General features: G+C 45.2%; 18 protein-coding genes. 11 read left to right on the forward strand and 7 right to left on the reverse strand.

Annotated elements, in window-relative coordinates:
• Positions 1 to 35 precede the first annotated feature (35 nt).
• Positions 36 to 959, forward strand: a complete 924-nt coding sequence (gene tus, locus HGT73_RS03600; RefSeq protein ID WP_214212298.1) for a DNA replication terminus site-binding protein — start codon at positions 36 to 38, stop codon at positions 957 to 959.
• Here tus and fumC read toward each other — a convergent pair.
• A complete protein-coding gene (gene fumC, locus HGT73_RS03605) occupies positions 956 to 2,353 on the reverse strand; it encodes a class II fumarate hydratase (RefSeq protein ID WP_214212299.1) in 1,398 nt (465 codons plus the stop codon). The genes tus and fumC overlap by 4 nt on opposite strands.
• A 251-nt stretch (positions 2,354 to 2,604) precedes the next feature.
• On the opposite strand from fumC, the gene HGT73_RS03610 reads away from it, so the two are divergent.
• Entirely contained in the window at positions 2,605 to 4,095 is a 1,491-nt protein-coding gene (locus HGT73_RS03610) for a YdgA family protein (protein WP_214212300.1), read from the forward strand.
• 55 nt (positions 4,096 to 4,150) lie between these two features.
• Here the strand turns inward: HGT73_RS03610 and HGT73_RS03615 are convergent, their stop codons facing one another.
• Entirely contained in the window at positions 4,151 to 4,411 is a 261-nt protein-coding gene (locus HGT73_RS03615; RefSeq protein WP_214212301.1) for a putative hemolysin, read from the reverse strand.
• Between the two features lie 343 nt (positions 4,412 to 4,754).
• Positions 4,755 to 5,003, reverse strand: coding sequence for a hypothetical protein (locus tag HGT73_RS03620; protein WP_214212302.1), 249 nt, complete (start codon positions 5,001 to 5,003; stop codon positions 4,755 to 4,757).
• A gap of 196 nt (positions 5,004 to 5,199) precedes the next feature.
• Between HGT73_RS03620 and add the strand changes: the two genes are divergently transcribed.
• The 9 genes from add (at position 5,200) to dtpA (ending at position 14,491) form a co-directional block, all read left to right on the forward strand.
• Entirely contained in the window at positions 5,200 to 6,207 is a 1,008-nt protein-coding gene (add, locus tag HGT73_RS03625) for an adenosine deaminase (protein ID WP_214212303.1), read from the forward strand.
• 122 nt (positions 6,208 to 6,329) lie between these two features.
• Positions 6,330 to 6,911: an electron transport complex subunit RsxA gene (gene rsxA, locus HGT73_RS03630; RefSeq protein WP_214212304.1), complete on the forward strand. Its 582-nt coding sequence runs from the start codon at positions 6,330 to 6,332 to the stop codon at positions 6,909 to 6,911.
• On the forward strand, positions 6,911 to 7,489 hold the full coding sequence (rsxB, locus tag HGT73_RS03635) for an electron transport complex subunit RsxB (RefSeq protein ID WP_214212502.1): 579 nt from the start codon (positions 6,911 to 6,913) through the stop codon (positions 7,487 to 7,489). The genes rsxA and rsxB overlap by 1 nt, the downstream gene beginning before the upstream one ends.
• A complete protein-coding gene (gene rsxC / locus HGT73_RS03640; RefSeq protein ID WP_214212305.1) occupies positions 7,482 to 9,752 on the forward strand; it encodes an electron transport complex subunit RsxC in 2,271 nt (756 codons plus the stop codon). Before rsxB ends, rsxC begins: the two co-directional genes overlap by 8 nt.
• Positions 9,753 to 10,811, forward strand: coding sequence for an electron transport complex subunit RsxD (rsxD, locus tag HGT73_RS03645; RefSeq protein WP_214212306.1), 1,059 nt, complete (start codon positions 9,753 to 9,755; stop codon positions 10,809 to 10,811).
• Between the two features lie 3 nt (positions 10,812 to 10,814).
• The gene (rsxG, locus tag HGT73_RS03650) at positions 10,815 to 11,447 is read left to right on the forward strand and encodes an electron transport complex subunit RsxG (protein WP_214212307.1); all 633 of its coding nucleotides are present in this window, start codon (positions 10,815 to 10,817) and stop codon (positions 11,445 to 11,447) included.
• Complete coding sequence (locus HGT73_RS03655; RefSeq protein ID WP_214212308.1) at positions 11,444 to 12,148, forward strand: electron transport complex subunit E; 705 nt, start codon at positions 11,444 to 11,446, stop codon at positions 12,146 to 12,148. The genes rsxG and HGT73_RS03655 overlap by 4 nt, the downstream gene beginning before the upstream one ends.
• On the forward strand, positions 12,145 to 12,777 hold the full coding sequence (nth, locus tag HGT73_RS03660; RefSeq protein WP_214212309.1) for an endonuclease III: 633 nt from the start codon (positions 12,145 to 12,147) through the stop codon (positions 12,775 to 12,777). Before HGT73_RS03655 ends, nth begins: the two co-directional genes overlap by 4 nt.
• A gap of 232 nt (positions 12,778 to 13,009) precedes the next feature.
• A complete protein-coding gene (gene dtpA / locus HGT73_RS03665; protein ID WP_214212310.1) occupies positions 13,010 to 14,491 on the forward strand; it encodes a dipeptide/tripeptide permease DtpA in 1,482 nt (493 codons plus the stop codon).
• Positions 14,492 to 14,522: 31 nt separating this feature from the next.
• Here the strand turns inward: dtpA and uhpT are convergent, their stop codons facing one another.
• From uhpT to pdxH, 4 genes are all read right to left on the reverse strand, one after another.
• Positions 14,523 to 15,908, reverse strand: a complete 1,386-nt coding sequence (gene uhpT / locus HGT73_RS03670; RefSeq protein ID WP_214212311.1) for a hexose-6-phosphate:phosphate antiporter — start codon at positions 15,906 to 15,908, stop codon at positions 14,523 to 14,525.
• 126 nt (positions 15,909 to 16,034) lie between these two features.
• Positions 16,035 to 16,904, reverse strand: a complete 870-nt coding sequence (gene pdxY, locus HGT73_RS03675) for a pyridoxal kinase PdxY (RefSeq protein WP_214212312.1) — start codon at positions 16,902 to 16,904, stop codon at positions 16,035 to 16,037.
• 57 nt (positions 16,905 to 16,961) lie between these two features.
• A complete protein-coding gene (gene tyrS / locus HGT73_RS03680; RefSeq protein WP_214212313.1) occupies positions 16,962 to 18,236 on the reverse strand; it encodes a tyrosine--tRNA ligase in 1,275 nt (424 codons plus the stop codon).
• A 129-nt stretch (positions 18,237 to 18,365) separates the two neighbouring features.
• Complete coding sequence (gene pdxH / locus HGT73_RS03685; protein WP_214212314.1) at positions 18,366 to 19,025, reverse strand: pyridoxamine 5'-phosphate oxidase; 660 nt, start codon at positions 19,023 to 19,025, stop codon at positions 18,366 to 18,368.
• Positions 19,026 to 19,056 lie beyond the last annotated feature (31 nt).

The following is a 19,056-nucleotide window of genomic DNA, read 5'->3' on the forward strand; positions in this document are numbered from 1 at the left end:
GATTTTATGATTATAGTATGTTGTAACTAAGGATTGTGATGCGATATTCCCTTGTCGAAGATATGCGTGAGACGCTCAACTGCATTGAGCAGGATTTGCTGCAATTCTGTCAAATAATCAGCGAGAGTCGCTTAATGATGGCTCGTGTTTTCGTTCTGCCGCCCATACATAAGGGAGAAGAGCTCACCCCCACCCCAACCATTCATGTTGAGCAGCAATTGGGCAATAAGGCTCGGCAACTCGCGGTACAGCATTACGCTCATCTCTATTTACAACAACAATCTGAAAAGAAAAGTACGCGTAGCGCGACCCGATTACCTGGCGCACTCTGTTTAAACGTCACGGCACAACAGCAAAATAGCCTTACCTTACTGAGTGAAAGAATAAATCAAGCTAAACAGTATTTTCAGCAGTTGGTGACGGTAGATGCTGAGCTTCCCGCTGCCGCACGCTTCCCTTTTGTTCATCAACATTTTCCTGGCTTACTGACGCTAAATGTTTATCGCACACTGACCGTACTGCCAAGCGTTGATTCGATTAATTTTGGCTGGGCGAACAAACACGTTATTAAGCGTTTAACGCCCGATGACGTAATACAAACGTTAGAAAAAAGTCTGAGTGCTAAACGTGCCCGTGCACCGTGGACACGAGAAGAGTGGGCAGAAAAAGTCCAAGAAGAGTTAGCGCTGATTAAAGCCTTACCGGCTGACACTAAATTAAAAATCAAACGGCCGGTTAAAGTACAACCGATAGCCCGCGTATGGCAGAGTGACCAACAGAAACAAACACAGCTAGCCTGCCCTAACCCATTGATTGTCACCTGCCTAGAGGGTGAAACCTGTCCAGAATTAGGCACTTTAACAGATTATGACGAGGCAAACGTTACCCATCGCCATAAGCCGGATGCGCGTCCTGCGACGCTTATCATCCCACGCCTATGGCTTTGGAAGGAGGATTAGTTGGTTTTCTCTCCGGTCATTTGTTCAGGTCTGACCCATTGCTCAAACTGCGCTTCAGTTAAATAGCCTAATTGAAGCGCAGAGTCCTTGAGAGTTAATCCTTCGTGATGGGCTTTTTTAGCAATTTCCGCCGCTTTGTCATAACCAATATGAGGATTAAGCGCGGTAACCAACATTAATGAGTTTTCAACCAATTGTTGAATACGCGCCCTATCAGGCTCGATACCTGTCGCGCAGTGTATTGTAAAGCTATGCATTCCATCGGCCAATAAGCGTAGGCTCTGCAATAGGTTATGGATAATCATCGGACGAAATACGTTAAGCTCAAAATTCCCTGATGCTCCGCCTACCGTAATTGCAACATCATTACCCATCACTTGTGCGCAGATCATCGTCAATGCTTCACATTGAGTAGGATTGACTTTTCCCGGCATAATGGAACTACCCGGTTCATTTTCAGGGATCTTAAGCTCACCGATCCCACTGCGTGGTCCACTGGCCAGCCAACGTACATCGTTCGCTATCTTCATCAATGAAACCGCCAGCCCTTTTATAGCGCCGTGTAGATGGACAAGCGCATCACAAGTGGCTAATGCTTCAAATTTATTTTCTGCCGAGGTGAAGGGGATACTCGTGAACGAAGAAATTTCTTCAGCTACCCGTCGCGCGTAATGCGGGTGCGTATTGAGTCCTGTCCCAACAGCGGTACCACCAAGGGCTAATTCAGAAAGATGATCAGTACAAGCATGTAAATGAGAGTGAGAAAACTTGAGCATACTGACCCAACCGGAAATTTCCTGACCGAGCGTCAAGGGTGTAGCATCTTGTAAATGTGTGCGCCCAATTTTGACGATATCGTGAAATTGTTCTGATTTCTTCGCAAGCTCAGTGGTTAATCGCTCTAGTGCCGGAAAAAGTTCGTGTGTTAATGCAACTTTTGCCGCGATATGCATAGCGGTCGGAAATACATCATTAGAACTCTGGCTTTTATTGACATCATCATTGGGATGAATCAGGCGAGACATCCCTCGTGGTCCCCCTAGGATTTCACTCCCACGATTCGCCAATACCTCATTCATATTCATATTGGTTTGTGTACCAGACCCCGTTTGCCAAATGGCTAACGGAAACTCACCAGAATGTTTGTCTGCAAGTACCTCATCGGCCGCTGCAATAATCGCATTCGCCGTTTCTTTATCCAGTAATCCGAGCTGTTGGTTGACGATCGCTGACGCCCGTTTAGTGATAGCCAGTGCATGGATCAATGCGGGTGGCATTTTTTCAGTAGAAATATGAAAATGAGCTAAGGAACGCTGGGTTTGCGCACCCCAAAGTTTAGCTTCGGGGACCTCAATTTTGCCCATAGAATCCTGCTCGTAACGAAAATCACTCATTTTTGGCCCTTTTCTTTGTACTGTCAGTAGCATTTAATTCTATGCGGAATGTCTGAATTAGCTTCTTTTAGTCAAAAGATGAAGAAGCCAATAAGTAAGATGCCGTAATAATCGAAAGAGTGCTACACAGAATCTTGACAGATTAAGGGGTTAGAATGTAAAAGCATGTAAAACTGTTGTGTAGCTTTGAAGAAGATCCTTCACAGTGACCACTGGCCAGCTATCAGGATCGATAAGGACCTAACTATTTTATGAAGAAGTCAAAAGTTACTATTGCAGTTATCGTGGGAATTGGCGTCCTCTGGACTGCTGGCGCCTGGTTCACTGGAAAAAAAGCCGAACAGCATATTGATGATATTGTCGCTCAGCTCAATGAGCAATTGACTAAGAACTTTCCAGAGGCAGGGTTATTCGTGACTCGCCAAGGGTATCAACGTCATCTTTTTTCAAGCAACACACAATTTGTCGTGAAAAGTCGCTTACCCGCCAGTGATGCTAACGCATTATTAGCGCCGGGTGACGAGCTGGTATTTAATGAAAAAATCAGTCATGGCCCTTTTCCACTCGCGCAATTGAAACATTTCAACCTAGTACCGGCTTTAGCCTCTATACATAGCGAACTTGCGAATACCCCTACAGTGAAATCGCTTTTCGACTTCACTAAAGGTAAAACCCCTTTATCTGCAGAAACACGTGTTGGATATAACCAATCGACATCTTCGTCTATCCGTATTGAACCCTTGAACTATCAGACGGAAGATAGTCGCTTATCCAGTGATCCGATCACGATTGCCCTCACGACCGCTGTTGAGAACAAAGCCTTTGTATTAAAAGTTAATGCTGGCAAGCTCACACTTGGGTTTGATAACGAGGCCAACACCGAAACGGAAATAACCCTTAATAATCTTAACCTTGATTCAGATAGCAAGTTAAGCAGTGAAGGACTTCGTATCGGGACACAACATATTGCCGCAGACAATTTTGTTTATGCGGTCAATCATAAACCGTCGCTACAACTCGTTGGAGTGAAAGGAAGTTCAAATTTAGATAGCCATAACAATTTACTTAATGGCGAATTAAATTATCAAATCGACAAAATTGAATGGCAACAACTGCCGCTGGGCTCGACAACACTCAAACTGTCGTTGAGTGACTTTAGTGCTAGCGGGATGAAAACCTTTTACGATCAGTACAACCTCGCTGTACAAAAAAACATGGCGAATATTGCACACGTTACCACTCAAGACCAATTGCAAGCCATGCAAAATGAAGTGAATACAACGGTATTACAAAATATCCCCGCACTATTGGCAGGTTCACCGCATTTTTCTATCGATAATTTCAGTCTTAAAAATGATAAAGGCGAAAGCCATTTTTCAATGAAAGTTGACTTTAATGATCCCGCTAAAGCACAAATCACAGATCAGGGATTATCAGCCATTGTTGATACATACATTAAACAACTGAGTGCTTCTTTATCGGTCAATAAGCCAATGGCAACCCAGCTACTTTCCGTGATTGCACAGTCTCAAGGCGCTGCCGTTGAACAATCCGATCAGTTTGCCGCTCAACAAATCAATGCATTATCAACCTTAGGTGAGAGTTACCATCTTGCTACCACCAATGCCGACGATATCAGCACGGCTCTCCAATATAGCGCAGGACAAGTCACGGTAAATGACGATAAAATGACGCTAGAAAAATTTATCGAGCAATACCTCACGACGGACAGCAGTCAATAATAACGCTGAACTAAACGTAAAACCCCACTTTCGTGGGGTTTTTATTATCAGTAAACTATTGTTGTGGATGATCACGATGGAATAACGCCCACTCTTCTATACGTTCTCCATTCGGTAACGTGCAGAAGCTGCTCACTCCAAGCGTAGTACTGACACTATCAAGACGTCCTTTTTGCGCTAAGCAATAGACGGAAGCAGGATTAGCCATTCCAATATTCCGTTGTTGCGCTGTCTTTGTAGGCGAAGATGAACAGCCCGTTAGTGCCACTAACACCACACAATTTAGCGACACAGTTAGCAAGGCTCGTTGCTTCATAGTTTTTCTCCATGTTATAGCAAAGTCAGTAACGGTACTCATTTCGGTGAATGAATACCTTATTAATCACTCGTGATAAATTCTGATCATTAACGACGACAAGACAGCTATCATCCTGACTGATGTTAAGATGATATTTCTCATTTCCCTACCCTTACGCCTTGGCATTACCTAGCACGCACAATAGCTGCCCTCGATTAAGATGGATTGATAAGGAAAATTCATCAAATTAACCGACAATCCATTGCCGAAAGAGAATTAGGATAAGCGTGAAGAGCCATCATGTCATGCCATCATCCCGCAGACAAGATAAGGAAGCATGGAAGGCAATGAGACAAAGCGGTTAAACAAGGTTAATAAGGCGATCTACAACAATCTCACCCTCACAATTGCGTTGTGTCAGTCGGTAATCACCACTGTAAGAACGACGTAAATTCATCCGATCCTGCAGGGTAACTGCTCCGGTGACATGGCCGTGCCCATCAACGATTTGCCACTCTTTGACGGAGGGCTGACCTTGATGATACCAATGCGTTTCTCGTAATAGGGACAATGTTTCATCGTTCGCGAGTCGAAGAAATTCAGTCATCATATTCATCACCTCTCAATTGGACGTCTACGGTTATTATTCTAACTATATATTTTATCCATTCAATCTAATTTACTTATCGAAAATACGAATTTCACTTCATTTATTGAAAAGCCCTGAATAGAACATTAAAACGTTGGCATAAAACCGGATGATGTTTTTATACTATGCAGCCCTTAATAATGATAAAGAGTCGACCATGATTAATACCCAACTTCCCCTTACCGATATTCACCGTCATCTAGACGGCAATATTCGTGCGAGCACTATTCTCGATTTAGGGCGTGCATTTAATTGTGGATTGCCTGCTGATACGCTCGATAGCTTACGCCCCTATGTGCAAGTGATGTCAAATGAACCTGATTTAGTCAGCTTTTTGCAAAAACTTGACTGGGGAGTAAAAGTGTTAGGTGACCTCAATGCCTGTCGACGCGTTGCTTATGAAAATATCGAAGATGCTTTGCGTGCAGGGATAGATTATACAGAATTACGTTTTTCACCCGGTTATATGGCGATGACTCATCAATTACCCGTCGCGGGGGTTGTTGAGGCAGTGATCGATGGTGTGCAGGCCGGTTGTCGCGATTTTGGCGTAAGTGCCAAACTGATTGGAATTATGAGCAGAACTTTTGGTGAAAAAGCCTGTGAACAAGAACTTGCTGGGATCTTAGCGCATCGCGATAATATCGTGGCCGTCGATCTTGCCGGTGACGAACTGGGATATCCCGGTGATCGCTTTATGCAACATTTCGCGCGCGCGCGCGATGCCGGATTACATATCACCGTCCATGCCGGTGAAGCCGCCGGTCCTGAAAGTATTTGGCAGGCCATTCAACACTTAGGTGCTGAACGAATCGGACATGGTGTCAAGGCCGTTAACGATCCTGCATTAATGGATTATCTGGCTGAGCACGGTATCGGTATTGAGTCCTGTCTGACGTCTAATATTCAAACCAGTACCGTTGGCGATCTTCGCCAGCATCCTTTAAAACAATTTTTACAACACGGTGTTATGGCCTCGTTGAATACTGATGATCCCGCCGTTCAGGGTATTGAGCTTGCCCATGAATATGAGATTGCCGCTCCTGCTGCGGGGTTGACTGCCGAAGAGATTGGTCAAGCACAAGAGAACGGGCTGTATATGGCTTTTCTTTCCCAGCAAGAAAAACAGGCCCTCAAACAAAAAGTCGCACAACGAGCAGGATGAGATGGTTACTTTTTAACCTGATTTAATACTCAGTGCTACCTGCGGTGATATTTAAGTTCCTGCATTGAGATACTCCCTATATTTTCAGATAATGTAGGGGGATCTCATCTAATGGCAAATACATGACTGATTATCTACTTTTATTTATTGGCACTGTTTTCGTTAACAACTTCGTGCTAGTAAAATTTCTAGGGCTTTGCCCGTTTATGGGTGTTTCAAAAAAACTTGAGACGGCAATCGGCATGGGGATGGCAACGACCTTCGTGATTACTCTTGCCTCGATTTGCGCTTGGTTGGTCAATCATCTCATTTTAGTCCCACTGGATTTAGTTTACCTGCGGACACTCGCTTATATCTTAGTGATTGCCGTCACGGTTCAATTTACTGAAATGGTAGTGCGTAAGACGAGCCCTTCTCTGTATCGGTTATTAGGGATCTTCCTGCCATTAATCACCACAAACTGTGCCGTTCTTGGGGTGCCGTTACTGAGCGTTAATTTGCATCATAGCTTTCTACAAGCCGCGGTTTACGGCTTTAGCGCCTCTCTCGGTTTTTCTGTGGTAATGGTCCTGTTTGCGGGGATTCGTGAGCGACTGGTGTTGGCCAATGTTCCTGCACCCTTTAAAGGTTCGTCCATAGCACTCGTCACCGCAGGGTTAATGGCATTGGCATTTATGGGCTTTACAGGATTGGTGAAGTTTTGATTACGGCTATTTGTATCGCGATCGTCGCACTCAGTTTATTAGGACTAGGATTTGGGAGCTTGTTAGGCTATGCCTCTCGACGCTTCAACGTTGAAGAAGATCCGATTGTTGAACAAATTGATGAACTACTCCCTCAAAGTCAATGTGGTCAGTGCGGCTATCCGGGGTGTAAACCTTATGCAGAGGCTGTCGGTAACCAAGGCGAGTTAATCAATAAATGCGCCCCAGGCGGCGAGCAGACAATGCTTCGTATAGCACAGCTATTAAACGTTGATCCTCAACCGATTGATGGCGATATAAACGCGAAGCAACCTGTTAAACAGATTGCGTGGATTGATGAAAGTAATTGTATAGGCTGTACTAAATGTATCCAAGCCTGCCCCGTTGATGCCATTGTCGGCGCAACCCGTGCGATGCATACGGTCATTACCGATCTCTGCACAGGGTGCGATCTGTGTGTTGCACCTTGTCCTACTGATTGCATTGAAATGCGTCCAGTACCAACGACTCAGGATAATTGGAAGTGGGATTTACATACGATCCCTGTCCGAGTGATACCGGTTGATAATCATGTTTAAACTTTTTTCACGTTTACGCCGCGAGCCAATTTGGGATTTTAAGGGCGGTATTCATCCACCAGAAATGAAGTCTCAATCGTCTGGCACCCCCTTAACTCAGGTTCCTCTCCCTGAGCAATTTGTCTTACCTTTAAAACAGCATATTGGTCATGAAGGTGAGATTTTAGTTTCGGTGGGTGATAAGGTATTGCGCGGGCAACCTTTGACCTTTGGTCAAGACAAAATGTTACCTATCCATGCTCCTACCTCGGGTACCGTCACCGCAATTGCTCCGCATATTACCGCCCATCCTTCGGCACTCCCTGAAATTTCTATTTTTATTCAGTCAGACGGCCTTGATGAATGGCAGAAAATGCCAGCGATATCTGCTTATCAAGACTATGAGCGTCAGCATATTGTCGAGCGTATTCATCAAGCTGGCGTAGCCGGTTTGGGGGGAGCGGGATTTCCTACTGCGACAAAAGTGCGTAGTGCACTATCCGGCGTGAATACGCTAATCATTAATGGTGCAGAGTGTGAGCCTTACATCACCGCTGATGACCGGCTCATGCAAGATTATGCTGAAGAAGTCATTGAAGGTTCGCGCATCTTAGGTTGGTTATTACAAGCTGAAAAAGTCATTATTGGTATTGAAGACAATAAGCCAGAAGCCATTAACGCCTTAACTGCAGCGCTTAATCGTGCCAGTGATATAATTCTACGTGTGATCCCGACTAAATATCCGTCAGGGGGAGCGAAGCAGTTAACCAAAATCCTAACGGGTCGCGAGGTGCCTAGAGGGGGACGTTCATCGGATATTGGTGTCCTGATGCAGAATGTTGGGACGGCCTTTGCGGTAAAGCGTGCAGTCATTGACGGTGAAGCATTAACAGAACGTGTTGTCACGTTGACTGGCGAGGCACTCAGCGATCCACGCAATGTATGGGGTCGTTTGGGAACCTCCGTTGAACATCTTCTAAACTTTGCAGGTTTCCAACCAGAAGCTGATCAGATGGTTATTATGGGCGGCCCCTTAATGGGCTTTACGCTGCCTGCCTTGAATGTTCCGATCGTTAAAATTTCTAACTGTCTCCTCGCCCCTAGTCGTCACGAGATGGGACAACCTGAAGAAGAGCAAGGATGTATCCGCTGTAGTGCTTGTGCAGACGCTTGCCCAGCCGGTCTACTACCGCAGCAACTTTATTGGTATTGCCAAGGAGGCGATCATGAAAAAGCCCGTGCATATCATTTAAATGACTGTATAGAATGCGGTGCCTGTGCTTATGTCTGCCCTAGTAATATTCCTCTTGTTCAATATTATCGACAAGAAAAAGCCGAGTTATTAGCGATCGATATTGAAGCCCAACGTACACAAGAAGCCAAAGCACGTTTTGAAGCACGTCAGGCTCGCTTAGAGAAAGAAAAACTTGCCCGTGAAGCTCGCCACGCCGCCGCTAAGGCGCGGGTGACTCATGCGGAAAAAGAGCAGGTTAATGCCGCGTTAGAACGTGTTAAAGCTCGTCAGGCTCCCGCTACCGAAAAGACATCGCTTACCACTGCTGAAGCCCCCGATAACCGTGCAGTGATTGCACAGCGTGCGGCACGTAAAGCACAAGCGAAAGCATATCAAGCCGAACAGCAGGCGGTTAATCTTGAAGAAGATTCACGTCATGCTGCGGTAGCGGCGGCGATAGCTCGCGCCAAAGCAAAAAAGGCACAAAGCCAATCGGTATTAGAGGAAACATTCATTACTGCGGATGATTATGATAGCCAGCTAAATGCTAACAGTGTTGGTGTCAATGCTGTAGTAGAGCCTTTACCTTCTTCAGAAGCCGACCCACGTAAGGCCGCGGTCGCCGCAGCCGTTGCCCGTGCGAAAGCAAAACGTGATGCACAAAGCAGCGAAGACCCGACTCAGGACGCTAGCGTTGAGCCACAAGCCGATCCACGTAAAGCTGCAGTCGCCGCAGCCATTGCCCGTGCGAAGGCAAAACGTGAAGCACAAAGCAGCGAAGACCCGACTCAGGACGCTACCGTTGAGCCGCAAACCGATCCACGTAAAGCCGCGGTCGCCGCAGCCATTGCCCGTGCGAAGGCAAAACGTGAAGCACAAAGCAGTGAAGACCTGACTCAGGACGCTACCGTTGAGCCACAAGCCGATCCGCGTAAAGCCGCAGTCGCCGCAGCCATTGCCCGTGCGAAAGCAAAACGTGAAGCACAGGCCACTACAACAACGCAACCCCCTACTCAGACATTACACCCGACATCGGTATCAGAGGAATAAATGGCATTTCGCATCGCTAGCTCTCCCTACACACATAATCGTCGTAGTACAAATCGTATTATGACCCTAGTTTTGCTTGCTGCTATTCCTGGCGTTATTGCGCAATGGTACTACTTCGGCTGGGGAAATCTCATCCAAATCGGTGTGGCTATCTTAGTCGCATGGGGATGTGAAGCAGGCGTTCTATACCTGCGAAAAAAACCTATTCTACCGACACTTGCTGATAATTCGGCATTACTTACCGCTCTGTTATTAGGGGTGAGTATTCCCTCTTTGGCACCGTGGTGGGTCATTGTCATCGGTACCGCTTTTTGTATGATTTTCGCTAAGCAATTATACGGTGGATTAGGTCAAAACCCGTTTAACCCGGCGATGGTCGGCTATGTCGTTTTACTGATTTCTTTCCCAGTACAGATGACAAGCTGGTTACCCCCGGAGGCGCTGCAACATTCGACATTGGATTTTGCTCAAACTTGGCAAATGATTTTTACTGGCCATAACACGGCTGGGCTAAGCCTTCAACAGCTACAAATAGGTGTCGATGGCGTAAGTCAGGCCACCCCGCTTGATACTTTTAAAACTGGATTACGTGCGGGTCATTCTGCCCAAGATCTTCTCGCACAACCTATTTATCATGGCGTCATTGCAGGACAAGGGTGGCAATGGATCAATATCGGTTTTCTTCTTGGTGGACTTTACTTATTAGCGACTAACACTATTCGCTGGCATATTCCTGTAAGCTTTTTACTTTCACTTGCTCTTTGTGCCTGTGTAGGATGGTATTTCTCACCGAACAGCTTGGTGTCACCAGTAATCCACCTATTTTCTGGTGCAACAATGCTTGGCGCATTCTTTATCGCCACCGATCCGATATCTGCCTCTACCACTGACCGTGGACGTCTTATTTATGGCGCATTAATTGGGTGTTTAGTCTGGCTAATCCGTAGTTTTGGAGGCTATCCTGATGGTGTCGCTTTTGCCGTGTTACTCGCCAATATTTGTGTGCCGTTGATCGATTATTATACGCAACCCGCTGTTTACGGCCATAATAAGGAGTAAGGCATGATTGAAACTATCCGTAAAAATGGGGTAATTCTAGCGATCTTTGCCGCAGTAACGACAGGAGTCACCGCATTAGTCAATGAAGTGACTAAGCCTACTGTCGAAAAACAGATGGCTATTCAAGAAAAAATATTACTAGACCAAGTCGTTCCGCCGACGTTGTACGATAATAATCTACAAAAGGAATGTTACTGGGTCACAAATCCCGTTTTAGGTGACGATCAGCATCACCCCTTCTATGTTGCTCGTAAAGCGGGACAACCTATTGCTGGCGCAATTGAAACTATCGCGCCAGATGGCTATTCTGGCGCGATTAAAATGTTAGTCGGGGCTGATTTTTCTGGGACGGTACTTGGGGTACGCGTGACGGAACACCATGAAACACCAGGTTTAGGGGATAAGATTGAGTTACGTATTTCAGACTGGATCACCCATTTTTCCGGCGTTAAAATTCACGGCCCTCAAGATAGTCATTTTGCAGTTAAAAAAGATGGCGGTGATTTCGATCAGTTCACCGGTGCTACAATTACACCACGCGCAGTGGTTAATCAGACTAAACGGACAACGTTGTTTATTGCAGAGCTACGTCCAAAAATTAATACACTTCCAAAATGTGGGGGAACAACACCATGAGTGAAGCAAAAGAACTCCTGGTCGGTGGGTTATGGAAAAATAACTCATCCCTGGTACAACTGTTAGGGCTGTGTCCCTTATTAGCGGTAACGTCTACCGCGACCAATGCACTCGGACTAGGATTAGCTACGACCCTTGTGCTAACACTTACCAATAGCGCGATCTCTCTCTCCCGTCGTTGGATGCCTTCAGAGATCCGTATACCGATTTATGTGATGATTATCGCTTCGGTAGTCAGTTGCGTTCAGCAATTGATCAATGCCTACGCTCACGGCCTTTATCAATCATTAGGTATTTTTATTCCTCTGATTGTGACGAACTGTATTGTCGTTGGTCGTGCAGAAGCTGTTGCCTCACGGGCGAACGTCGGACTCTCAGCATTAGATGGCTTTGCTATCGGTATGGGCGCAACCTGTGCAATGGTAACCCTTGGTTCTATTCGAGAAATTATTGGTAATGGCACAATTTTTAATGGTGCTGATCAGCTACTTGGCCCTTGGGCAAAAGTGTTGCGTATTGAAGTTTTCCATTTCGACTCCCCTATGCTTTTAGCCATGCTTCCTCCGGGCGCCTTTATCGGTTTGGGGATGTTACTGGCGGCTAAATATTTAATTGACCAACGTACCCGTCAGGCAAGCGTGCGTAAAGCGACTAAAGCGTCTCAACTGGCAGATGATCACTCCGTAGGACAAGCGGGATGAACAAAGTTAAACGTTTGGAAATATTAACACGTCTTCGTGATCACGAGCCCCATCCCACGACCGAGTTAGTTTTCCGTTCCCCTTTTGAACTGCTTATTGCCGTTTTACTTTCGGCACAAGCTACCGATGTTAGCGTCAATAAAGCTACCGTCGGCCTTTTTGCCGAGGCCCCGACCCCAGAGGCAATGCTTGCCCTTGGGGTAGATGGCGTGAAACAACATATTAGAACTATCGGTTTGTTTAATACAAAAGCAATTAACGTCATCAAAACCTGTCAGCTTTTGGTTGAAAAACATCAAGGATGCGTTCCCGAAAATCGGGAGGCCTTAGAAGCCTTACCCGGCGTTGGACGCAAAACCGCAAATGTTGTGTTAAATACCGCCTTTGGTTGGCCAACAATTGCAGTCGATACTCATATTTTTCGTGTCGCGAATCGTACAAAATTTGCACCAGGTAAGAACGTCGATATTGTTGAACAGAAGTTACTCAGCGTCGTCCCTGCGGCATTTAAAGTAAATTGTCATCATTGGTTTATTTTACATGGCCGTTATACCTGCATTGCCCGTAAGCCACGTTGCGGTTCCTGTCTCATCGAAGATCTTTGTGAATATAAAGATAAAACTGAATAATACGAAATTCTACTAGCGATGACTGTCACAGCATATTCATGTGATATTAATCTCTATCACATTTCTTATCGCTAGTAGACCACTCTTTAACCATATAAGAAAAACTTCTTGCTCTGACTGGAATATTCCGACACATTACCCCCCTTCTTTTTACAATAACCACTCTTTTGGCTCTCTATTGCTGGATTATGCAATACCTAGCCATTTAAGATTTAGCAGCACCGAGGTTTATGTGTCTACGACAAACAAACAACATAAAATAAATGAGCAGGTAAGTTTGAACGTTTTCAAACAACCTAAAGCCTTCTACCTAATTTTTTCGATTGAACTTTGGGAACGTTTCGGATTCTATGGCTTACAAGCCATCATGGCCGTCTACCTTGTCAAACAACTTGGTATGTCGGAGTCCGACTCGATCACCCTTTTCTCCTCTTTTAGCGCACTAGTTTATGGAATGGTGGCCATCGGTGGCTGGCTGGGTGATAAAGTGCTAGGCACTAAACGCGTGCTAACACTCGGGGTTATCGTGTTAGCTATAGGTTATAGCCTAATTGCGTTCTCTGGTCATAATATCCCACTTGTTTATATCGGAATGGGGACTATTGCCGTCGGTAGTGGACTTTTTAAGGCCAACCCGTCATCACTATTATCGACCTGTTATGAGAAAGATGATCCCCGAATCGATGGGGCTTTCACGATGTTTTACATGTCGATCAATATTGGCTCTCTGGTATCCATGATGTTAACGCCTGTACTGGCTGCCCATTATGGGTGGAGCGCCGCCTTTTCACTCTCTGTGGTCGGTTTAGTTATCACCTTATTAAACTTCCTTTTCTGCCAAGGCATGGTAAAAAACTACGGTTCAAAGCCAGATTTTGCGCCTCTACAGTGGAATAAGTTCTTGATGACCCTCGTCGGCGTGGTCGTCTTGGTGAGCCTTGCTACTTGGCTACTGCACCACCAAAATATTGCACGTATTACGCTTGGGGTAATTGCTGTCGGTATTCTATTGGTGTTTTTAAAAGAAACCTTACAGCTTAAAGGTTCCGAGCGTCGGAAGATGATTGTGGCCTTTCTGATGATGTTAGAGGCTATCGTTTTTTTCGTCCTATATATGCAGATGCCAACGTCATTAAACTTTTTTGCTATTCATAATGTAGAGCATCAATTATTCGGCTTTACTGTCCAACCAGAGCAGTTTCAAGCACTGAATCCTTTCTGGATTATGTTGGCAAGCCCGCTATTGGCAATCATTTATAATAAATTAGGTGATCGTTTGCCGATGCCGTATAAATTTTCTATCGGCATGTTACTGAGCTCTGCGGCATTTCTCGTGCTACCCTTGGGAGCAAACTTAGCCTCGGCACAAGGCACTGTCTCCGTCTATTGGCTTGTTTTAAGTTATGCGTTACAAAGTGTCGGCGAACTGATGATTTCTGGACTGGGTCTAGCAATGGTTGCACAGTTGGTTCCACAACGCCTAATGGGCTTTATTATGGGGTCATGGTTCCTAACAACCGCTGGCGCCGCGATGATTGCCGGTAAGGTTGCTAACCGTATGGCGGTTCCCGATAATGTGGTGGATCCGATTCAATCACTGCTTATCTATAGTCATGTGTTTATGCAAATAGGTCAATTCACCTTGATCATTGCGGTAGTGATGTCATTACTTTCACCGTTGTTACAACGTATGACGCGTAAAGAAACCCACTAATCTTACAAACCCGTCTTCTGACGGGTTTTTTTTAAGGTTTGACTGCACGTTTTGCTATACTACGAATTTTCTTCTCTTCTAAAATAGCCACCACCGCCATAATGGTAATACAACTTATCGCCGCTGCATCAAGTGCCGCAAAGGTCCCCGCCCATCCTGTCATACCAAAAATAGAGTGACCGTCTGCAATCATCCCCAATCCCAGTTTCGCAAAGCTATCACCAATAAGATAAGCAAAGGTTCCTTTAATCCCGTCCGCTGCACTGATTGCTCTTTTAGGGACAAAGCCAACGGCTGTCACACCGATAAGTAATTGCGGACCGAAAACCATAAACCCTAAGAAAAATAAGGATGTTAAGTACACCCATTGCTCGGTCGCTTTTTGGTAAATGCCAAGAGTGATAATAATAAAAACAAGTGCAATACAAGCCACTAACGCTCTGCGACCACGAGCTAAATCTGAGAGATACCCCCATAATAACGTTCCAACTAACGCCCCTGTTTCAAATAACGTAAATCCCTGTACAGCAACTTCCTTTGAGAGCTTCAGCTCGGTATAGGCATAAACCGTTGACCACTGATCAATACCAATACGAACAATATAGAGAAAGACATTGGCGAAGCATAATAACCAAATAACTTTGTTTTTTAAGACGTAAGTGACAAAGATCTGCCATTTGGTCAGCGAATCGTTCTCGGTCTCTTCATCTTCCTCACTTTGAGGCTCATCAAATAACTCCTCAGCATTTCCTAGGCCATAGGCTTCTGGAGAGTCGTTACCGAACCTTAACCCTATTAACCCAACAATCAATGCTATGATCGAGGGGAAAACAAACATTCCAATGACGTGATCGTTGAAAAAGTAGTGGGCACCGAATAAGGCTACCCCTGCGGCACCGGCTCCTCCCAGATTATGTGAAATATTCCATAAGCCGAGAAAAGTCCCCCGTTTAGATCGAGGTGTCCATTTGGTAATGGTTGAATAACTGCATGATCCGCCGGTACTTTGGAAAAAACCACTCAGCGAATAGCAAGCAACCATTAACCACAATGCCACTGAGCCTGACCCCATACTCGCACTAAACCCTAACATGCACAGGGCTGATAAAATTAACATCAAGGGTAGAAATTGTTTGGTGTTCTTTCCATCAGCATAATAAGAGAGTAGCGTTTTCCCTACACCATAGGTAATTGAAAAACCTAATCCTATTAATCCTAATTGCGTCAGACTTAAGCCGTATGTCGTGACCATATCATTTTGTGCAATATTAAAATTTTTACGAATGAGATACATGGTCATATAACAGATAAAAACGACGAGATAAGAGTGTAAGAAGGGTTTACACCACATTTTACGTCGTGTACTAACGGGAAGATCAAGCGTAGGGAGGCGTTTTTGCTGCAAAAAATTAAACATAATCGTCACTCTTCCTTGAGTAGTAAGGTAAGGAAGAGTCTAGGAGATATTTCCCAAAGATAGGCAGATATGTGTCACAGCTTAGGGACTATAACGCCTATCCTTGGGATAAAGTTCACAGTTCTATTAAATACTATCCATAGATATTGCAGCAAAATGATGAGTCGGCGTAGCAATTTCATCTTGAGCAGCCACTAACTGTAATTCGTATTCTCCCATGCTGTGGGTTTTTAGCATCACGCCATATACCGCAGCAGTAATATGCTCAAGTGAGTCTTGATATGAATGACCGTGAAGAAGATTAACCAATAAAAGGCCACTGGTCAGATCACCCACGCCAACAGGTTGCCTTACACCAAAATCGATCAAAGGACGTTGAATATGCAATGCTTGCTGCTCAGTTACTAACAGCATCTCAAATTGATCGCTGCGTAACCCCGCACGAGATAGATGCTTAACCAAGACGACTTTCGGCCCTTTTTCAATGAGTGCGCGACTCGCATCAATGGCTTCATGAATATTATTGATCACTCGCCCACTGAGCATTTCTAATTCTAATAGGTTCGGGGCAACAATATCACTGGCAGGCAGTGAAACGTGACAATGGAACTCGGCAACGCCTGGTGCGACAATGCATCCTTTCTCCGGGTGTCCCATCACGGGATCGCAAAAGTACCATGCCGCAGGGTTAGCCGCTTTAACCTGTTTGACGATCTCAACGATTTTTTCACCCTGCTCTGCGGACCCTAAATAGCCACTTAATACTGCATCACAGGTCTTAAGGCGATCGATTGCGGCAATACCTTGCACGATGTCAGTCAGGTGTTCAGCTGGCATAACTGTACCGGCCCAGTGCCCATACTGGGTATGATTAGAGAATTGCACCGTATTTAACGGCCATACATTAGCCCCCATCCGTCGCATAGGGAATTCCGCTGCTGCATTGCCGGCATGACCATAAACTACATGTGATTGTATTGCTAAGATATTTTTCATGTTTGCATGTCTATTATTATAAATAAAAAAAGGCCGTTTCCGGCCTTTAACTGCTGACTATGCCCAATCAATCAAGCAATAGTGTTTTTTTCCACGACGCAATAAGGTAAATCGACCATGTAGTTTATCACTCTCAGTAAAGCGATATTCGGCATCATCTTGCTTTTCGCCATTGATTGAAACGGCTTTAGAATTAATCATAGTGCGGGCTTGGCCTCGAGAAGGCACTAATTCAGCCGCCACCAGCGCTTGTTGCAAGTCTGCCTCGTCGGTGAGCGTAATCGTTGGCATGCCATCTTGAGCTAATTGTGCAAAATCACTGGCAGTCAGGTCGCTGAGTGTTCCTGCAAATAAACTTTGGGTAATACGTCTAGCAGCTTCTAGCCCGGCTTCGCCGTGAACCATTCGCGTCACTTCTTCAGCCAAGACATATTGTGCACGTGGCGCTTTGCCGCTCTGTTGATCTTCCACTTCCAATGCATTGATTGCTTCGATACTCATAAAGGTAAAGAATTTCAAAAAGCGATATACATCTGCATCAGCCGTATTGATCCAGAATTGGTAGAATTTATAAGGACTGGTTTTAACCGGATCTAACCAAACGGCACCCCCTTCAGTCTTACCAAATTTAGTCCCATCGGATTTAGTGATTAGAGGAACGGTAAGACCAAAGACTTGGTTTTGGTGCATTCTACGTGTTAAGTCAATCCCTGAAGTAATATTACCCCATTGATCAGAGCCACCAATTTGCAGCGCTACGCCATATTGCTTGTTTAAGCAGGCAAAGTCATAACCTTGCAGCAAATTATAAGAAAACTCAGTGTAGGAGATCCCTTGATCTTCACGGTTAAGGCGCTGTTTTACGGCTTCCTTATTAATCATTTGGTTAACTGAGAAATGTTTGCCAATATCACGTAGGAAGGTTAAAACATTCATCCCACCAAACCAATCATAGTTGTTGGCGGCAATCGCACTATTTTCGCCGCACTCGAAATTAAGGAACGGAGAAACTTGACGGCGAATTTTTTCAACCCACTCTTGGACAGTCTCTTCAGTATTTAATTTTCGTTCGGCAGCTTTAAAACTTGGGTCACCAATTAAGCCAGTGGCTCCACCCACCAATGCGACAGGTTTATGTCCCGCATCTTGGAAGCGTTTTAGACAAAGCAGCGGCACCAAATGCCCCAGATGCAAGCTATCAGCGGTAGGATCGAAGCCGCAATACAGTGCAATAGGCCCTTGTGCCAGTCGCTCTGATAACGCCTTTTCATCCGTTACCTGGGCGATCAGCCCTCTTTCTTGCAATTGTTGGATAAGGTTACTACTGGTCATTAATGACTCCACGTTGAACAGTCTGCACCTAAACTGGTACACAGTTTCCGCCACCGGCGGATAAAGTAAGCGCCATAGAATAATTCGCTATGCATAAAGGTTCCAGCTTTGAACACAATAATTTATGCGTTATGGCGCAAGACGATCAATTTTCCAGCAATCGTCCTGTTTTTGGTAGATAAAACGGTCGTGTAGACGATGTTTTCCGCCTTGCCAAAACTCCATGGCGTCGATGTTGACTCGATAACCTCCCCAAAAACTGGGTAGTGGCACCTCACCTTGCTGATATTTTTCTTTCATTTCCCTAAAGGCGGTCTCTAAACAACTGCGTCCAGAAATACGGCTCGATTGTTTCGATACCCACGCCCCAATTTGACTCTCAAAAGGCCGGGAATGGAAATAGGTCAGCACTTGTGAAACAGGGAGTTTTTCCGCACGCCCTATAACCATGACTTGTCGATCGAGAAAATACCAAGGGAAATGCAGGGAAATACGGTTATTTTCTTGCAGATGTTGGGCCTTACGACTGCCTAAATTGGTATAGAAACTCATACTTTTTTCGTCGAAATGTTTAAGTAAAACAATCCGTTGATAAGGCTGACCTTGTTGGTCTACCGTGGCGACACACATTGCCGTCGGATCAGGCAATTGAGCATCGCATGCCTGTTGTAACCATTGGTTAAATAACATGATTGGGGTATCAGGCAGATTTTCACGCCGTAATCCACCAAGGGTATATTCACGGCGTATTTCTGTGAGTTTCGCAAAGTGTTCAGTTTCTTGGCTCATGGGGAGTTAGCTCATCTGTGTATCATTAAGA

Origin of the sequence: Rosenbergiella australiborealis (assembly GCF_018494035.1) — a bacterium.
Classification (GTDB): Bacteria; Pseudomonadota; Gammaproteobacteria; order Enterobacterales; family Enterobacteriaceae; genus Rosenbergiella; species Rosenbergiella australiborealis.

Bases quoted from the DNA above. Each gene is read 5' to 3' on its own strand.
- rsxG (WP_214212307.1), top strand. From the start codon at position 10,815: ATGATTGAAACTATCCGTAAAAATGGGGTAATTCTAGCGATCTTTGCC.
- HGT73_RS03615 (WP_214212301.1), bottom strand. From the start codon at position 4,411: ATGAAGCAACGAGCCTTGCTAACTGTGTCGCTAAATTGTGTGGTGTTA.
- HGT73_RS03610 (WP_214212300.1), top strand. From the start codon at position 2,605: ATGAAGAAGTCAAAAGTTACTATTGCAGTTATCGTGGGAATTGGCGTC.
- add (WP_214212303.1), top strand. From the start codon at position 5,200: ATGATTAATACCCAACTTCCCCTTACCGATATTCACCGTCATCTAGAC.
- nth (WP_214212309.1), top strand. From the start codon at position 12,145: ATGAACAAAGTTAAACGTTTGGAAATATTAACACGTCTTCGTGATCAC.
- HGT73_RS03620 (WP_214212302.1), bottom strand. From the start codon at position 5,003: ATGATGACTGAATTTCTTCGACTCGCGAACGATGAAACATTGTCCCTA.
- HGT73_RS03655 (WP_214212308.1), top strand. From the start codon at position 11,444: ATGAGTGAAGCAAAAGAACTCCTGGTCGGTGGGTTATGGAAAAATAAC.
- rsxA (WP_214212304.1), top strand. From the start codon at position 6,330: ATGACTGATTATCTACTTTTATTTATTGGCACTGTTTTCGTTAACAAC.
- fumC (WP_214212299.1), bottom strand. From the start codon at position 2,353: ATGAGTGATTTTCGTTACGAGCAGGATTCTATGGGCAAAATTGAGGTC.
- pdxY (WP_214212312.1), bottom strand. From the start codon at position 16,904: ATGAAAAATATCTTAGCAATACAATCACATGTAGTTTATGGTCATGCC.
- uhpT (WP_214212311.1), bottom strand. From the start codon at position 15,908: ATGTTTAATTTTTTGCAGCAAAAACGCCTCCCTACGCTTGATCTTCCC.
- tyrS (WP_214212313.1), bottom strand. From the start codon at position 18,236: ATGACCAGTAGTAACCTTATCCAACAATTGCAAGAAAGAGGGCTGATC.
- pdxH (WP_214212314.1), bottom strand. From the start codon at position 19,025: ATGAGCCAAGAAACTGAACACTTTGCGAAACTCACAGAAATACGCCGT.
- rsxD (WP_214212306.1), top strand. From the start codon at position 9,753: ATGGCATTTCGCATCGCTAGCTCTCCCTACACACATAATCGTCGTAGT.
- rsxC (WP_214212305.1), top strand. From the start codon at position 7,482: ATGTTTAAACTTTTTTCACGTTTACGCCGCGAGCCAATTTGGGATTTT.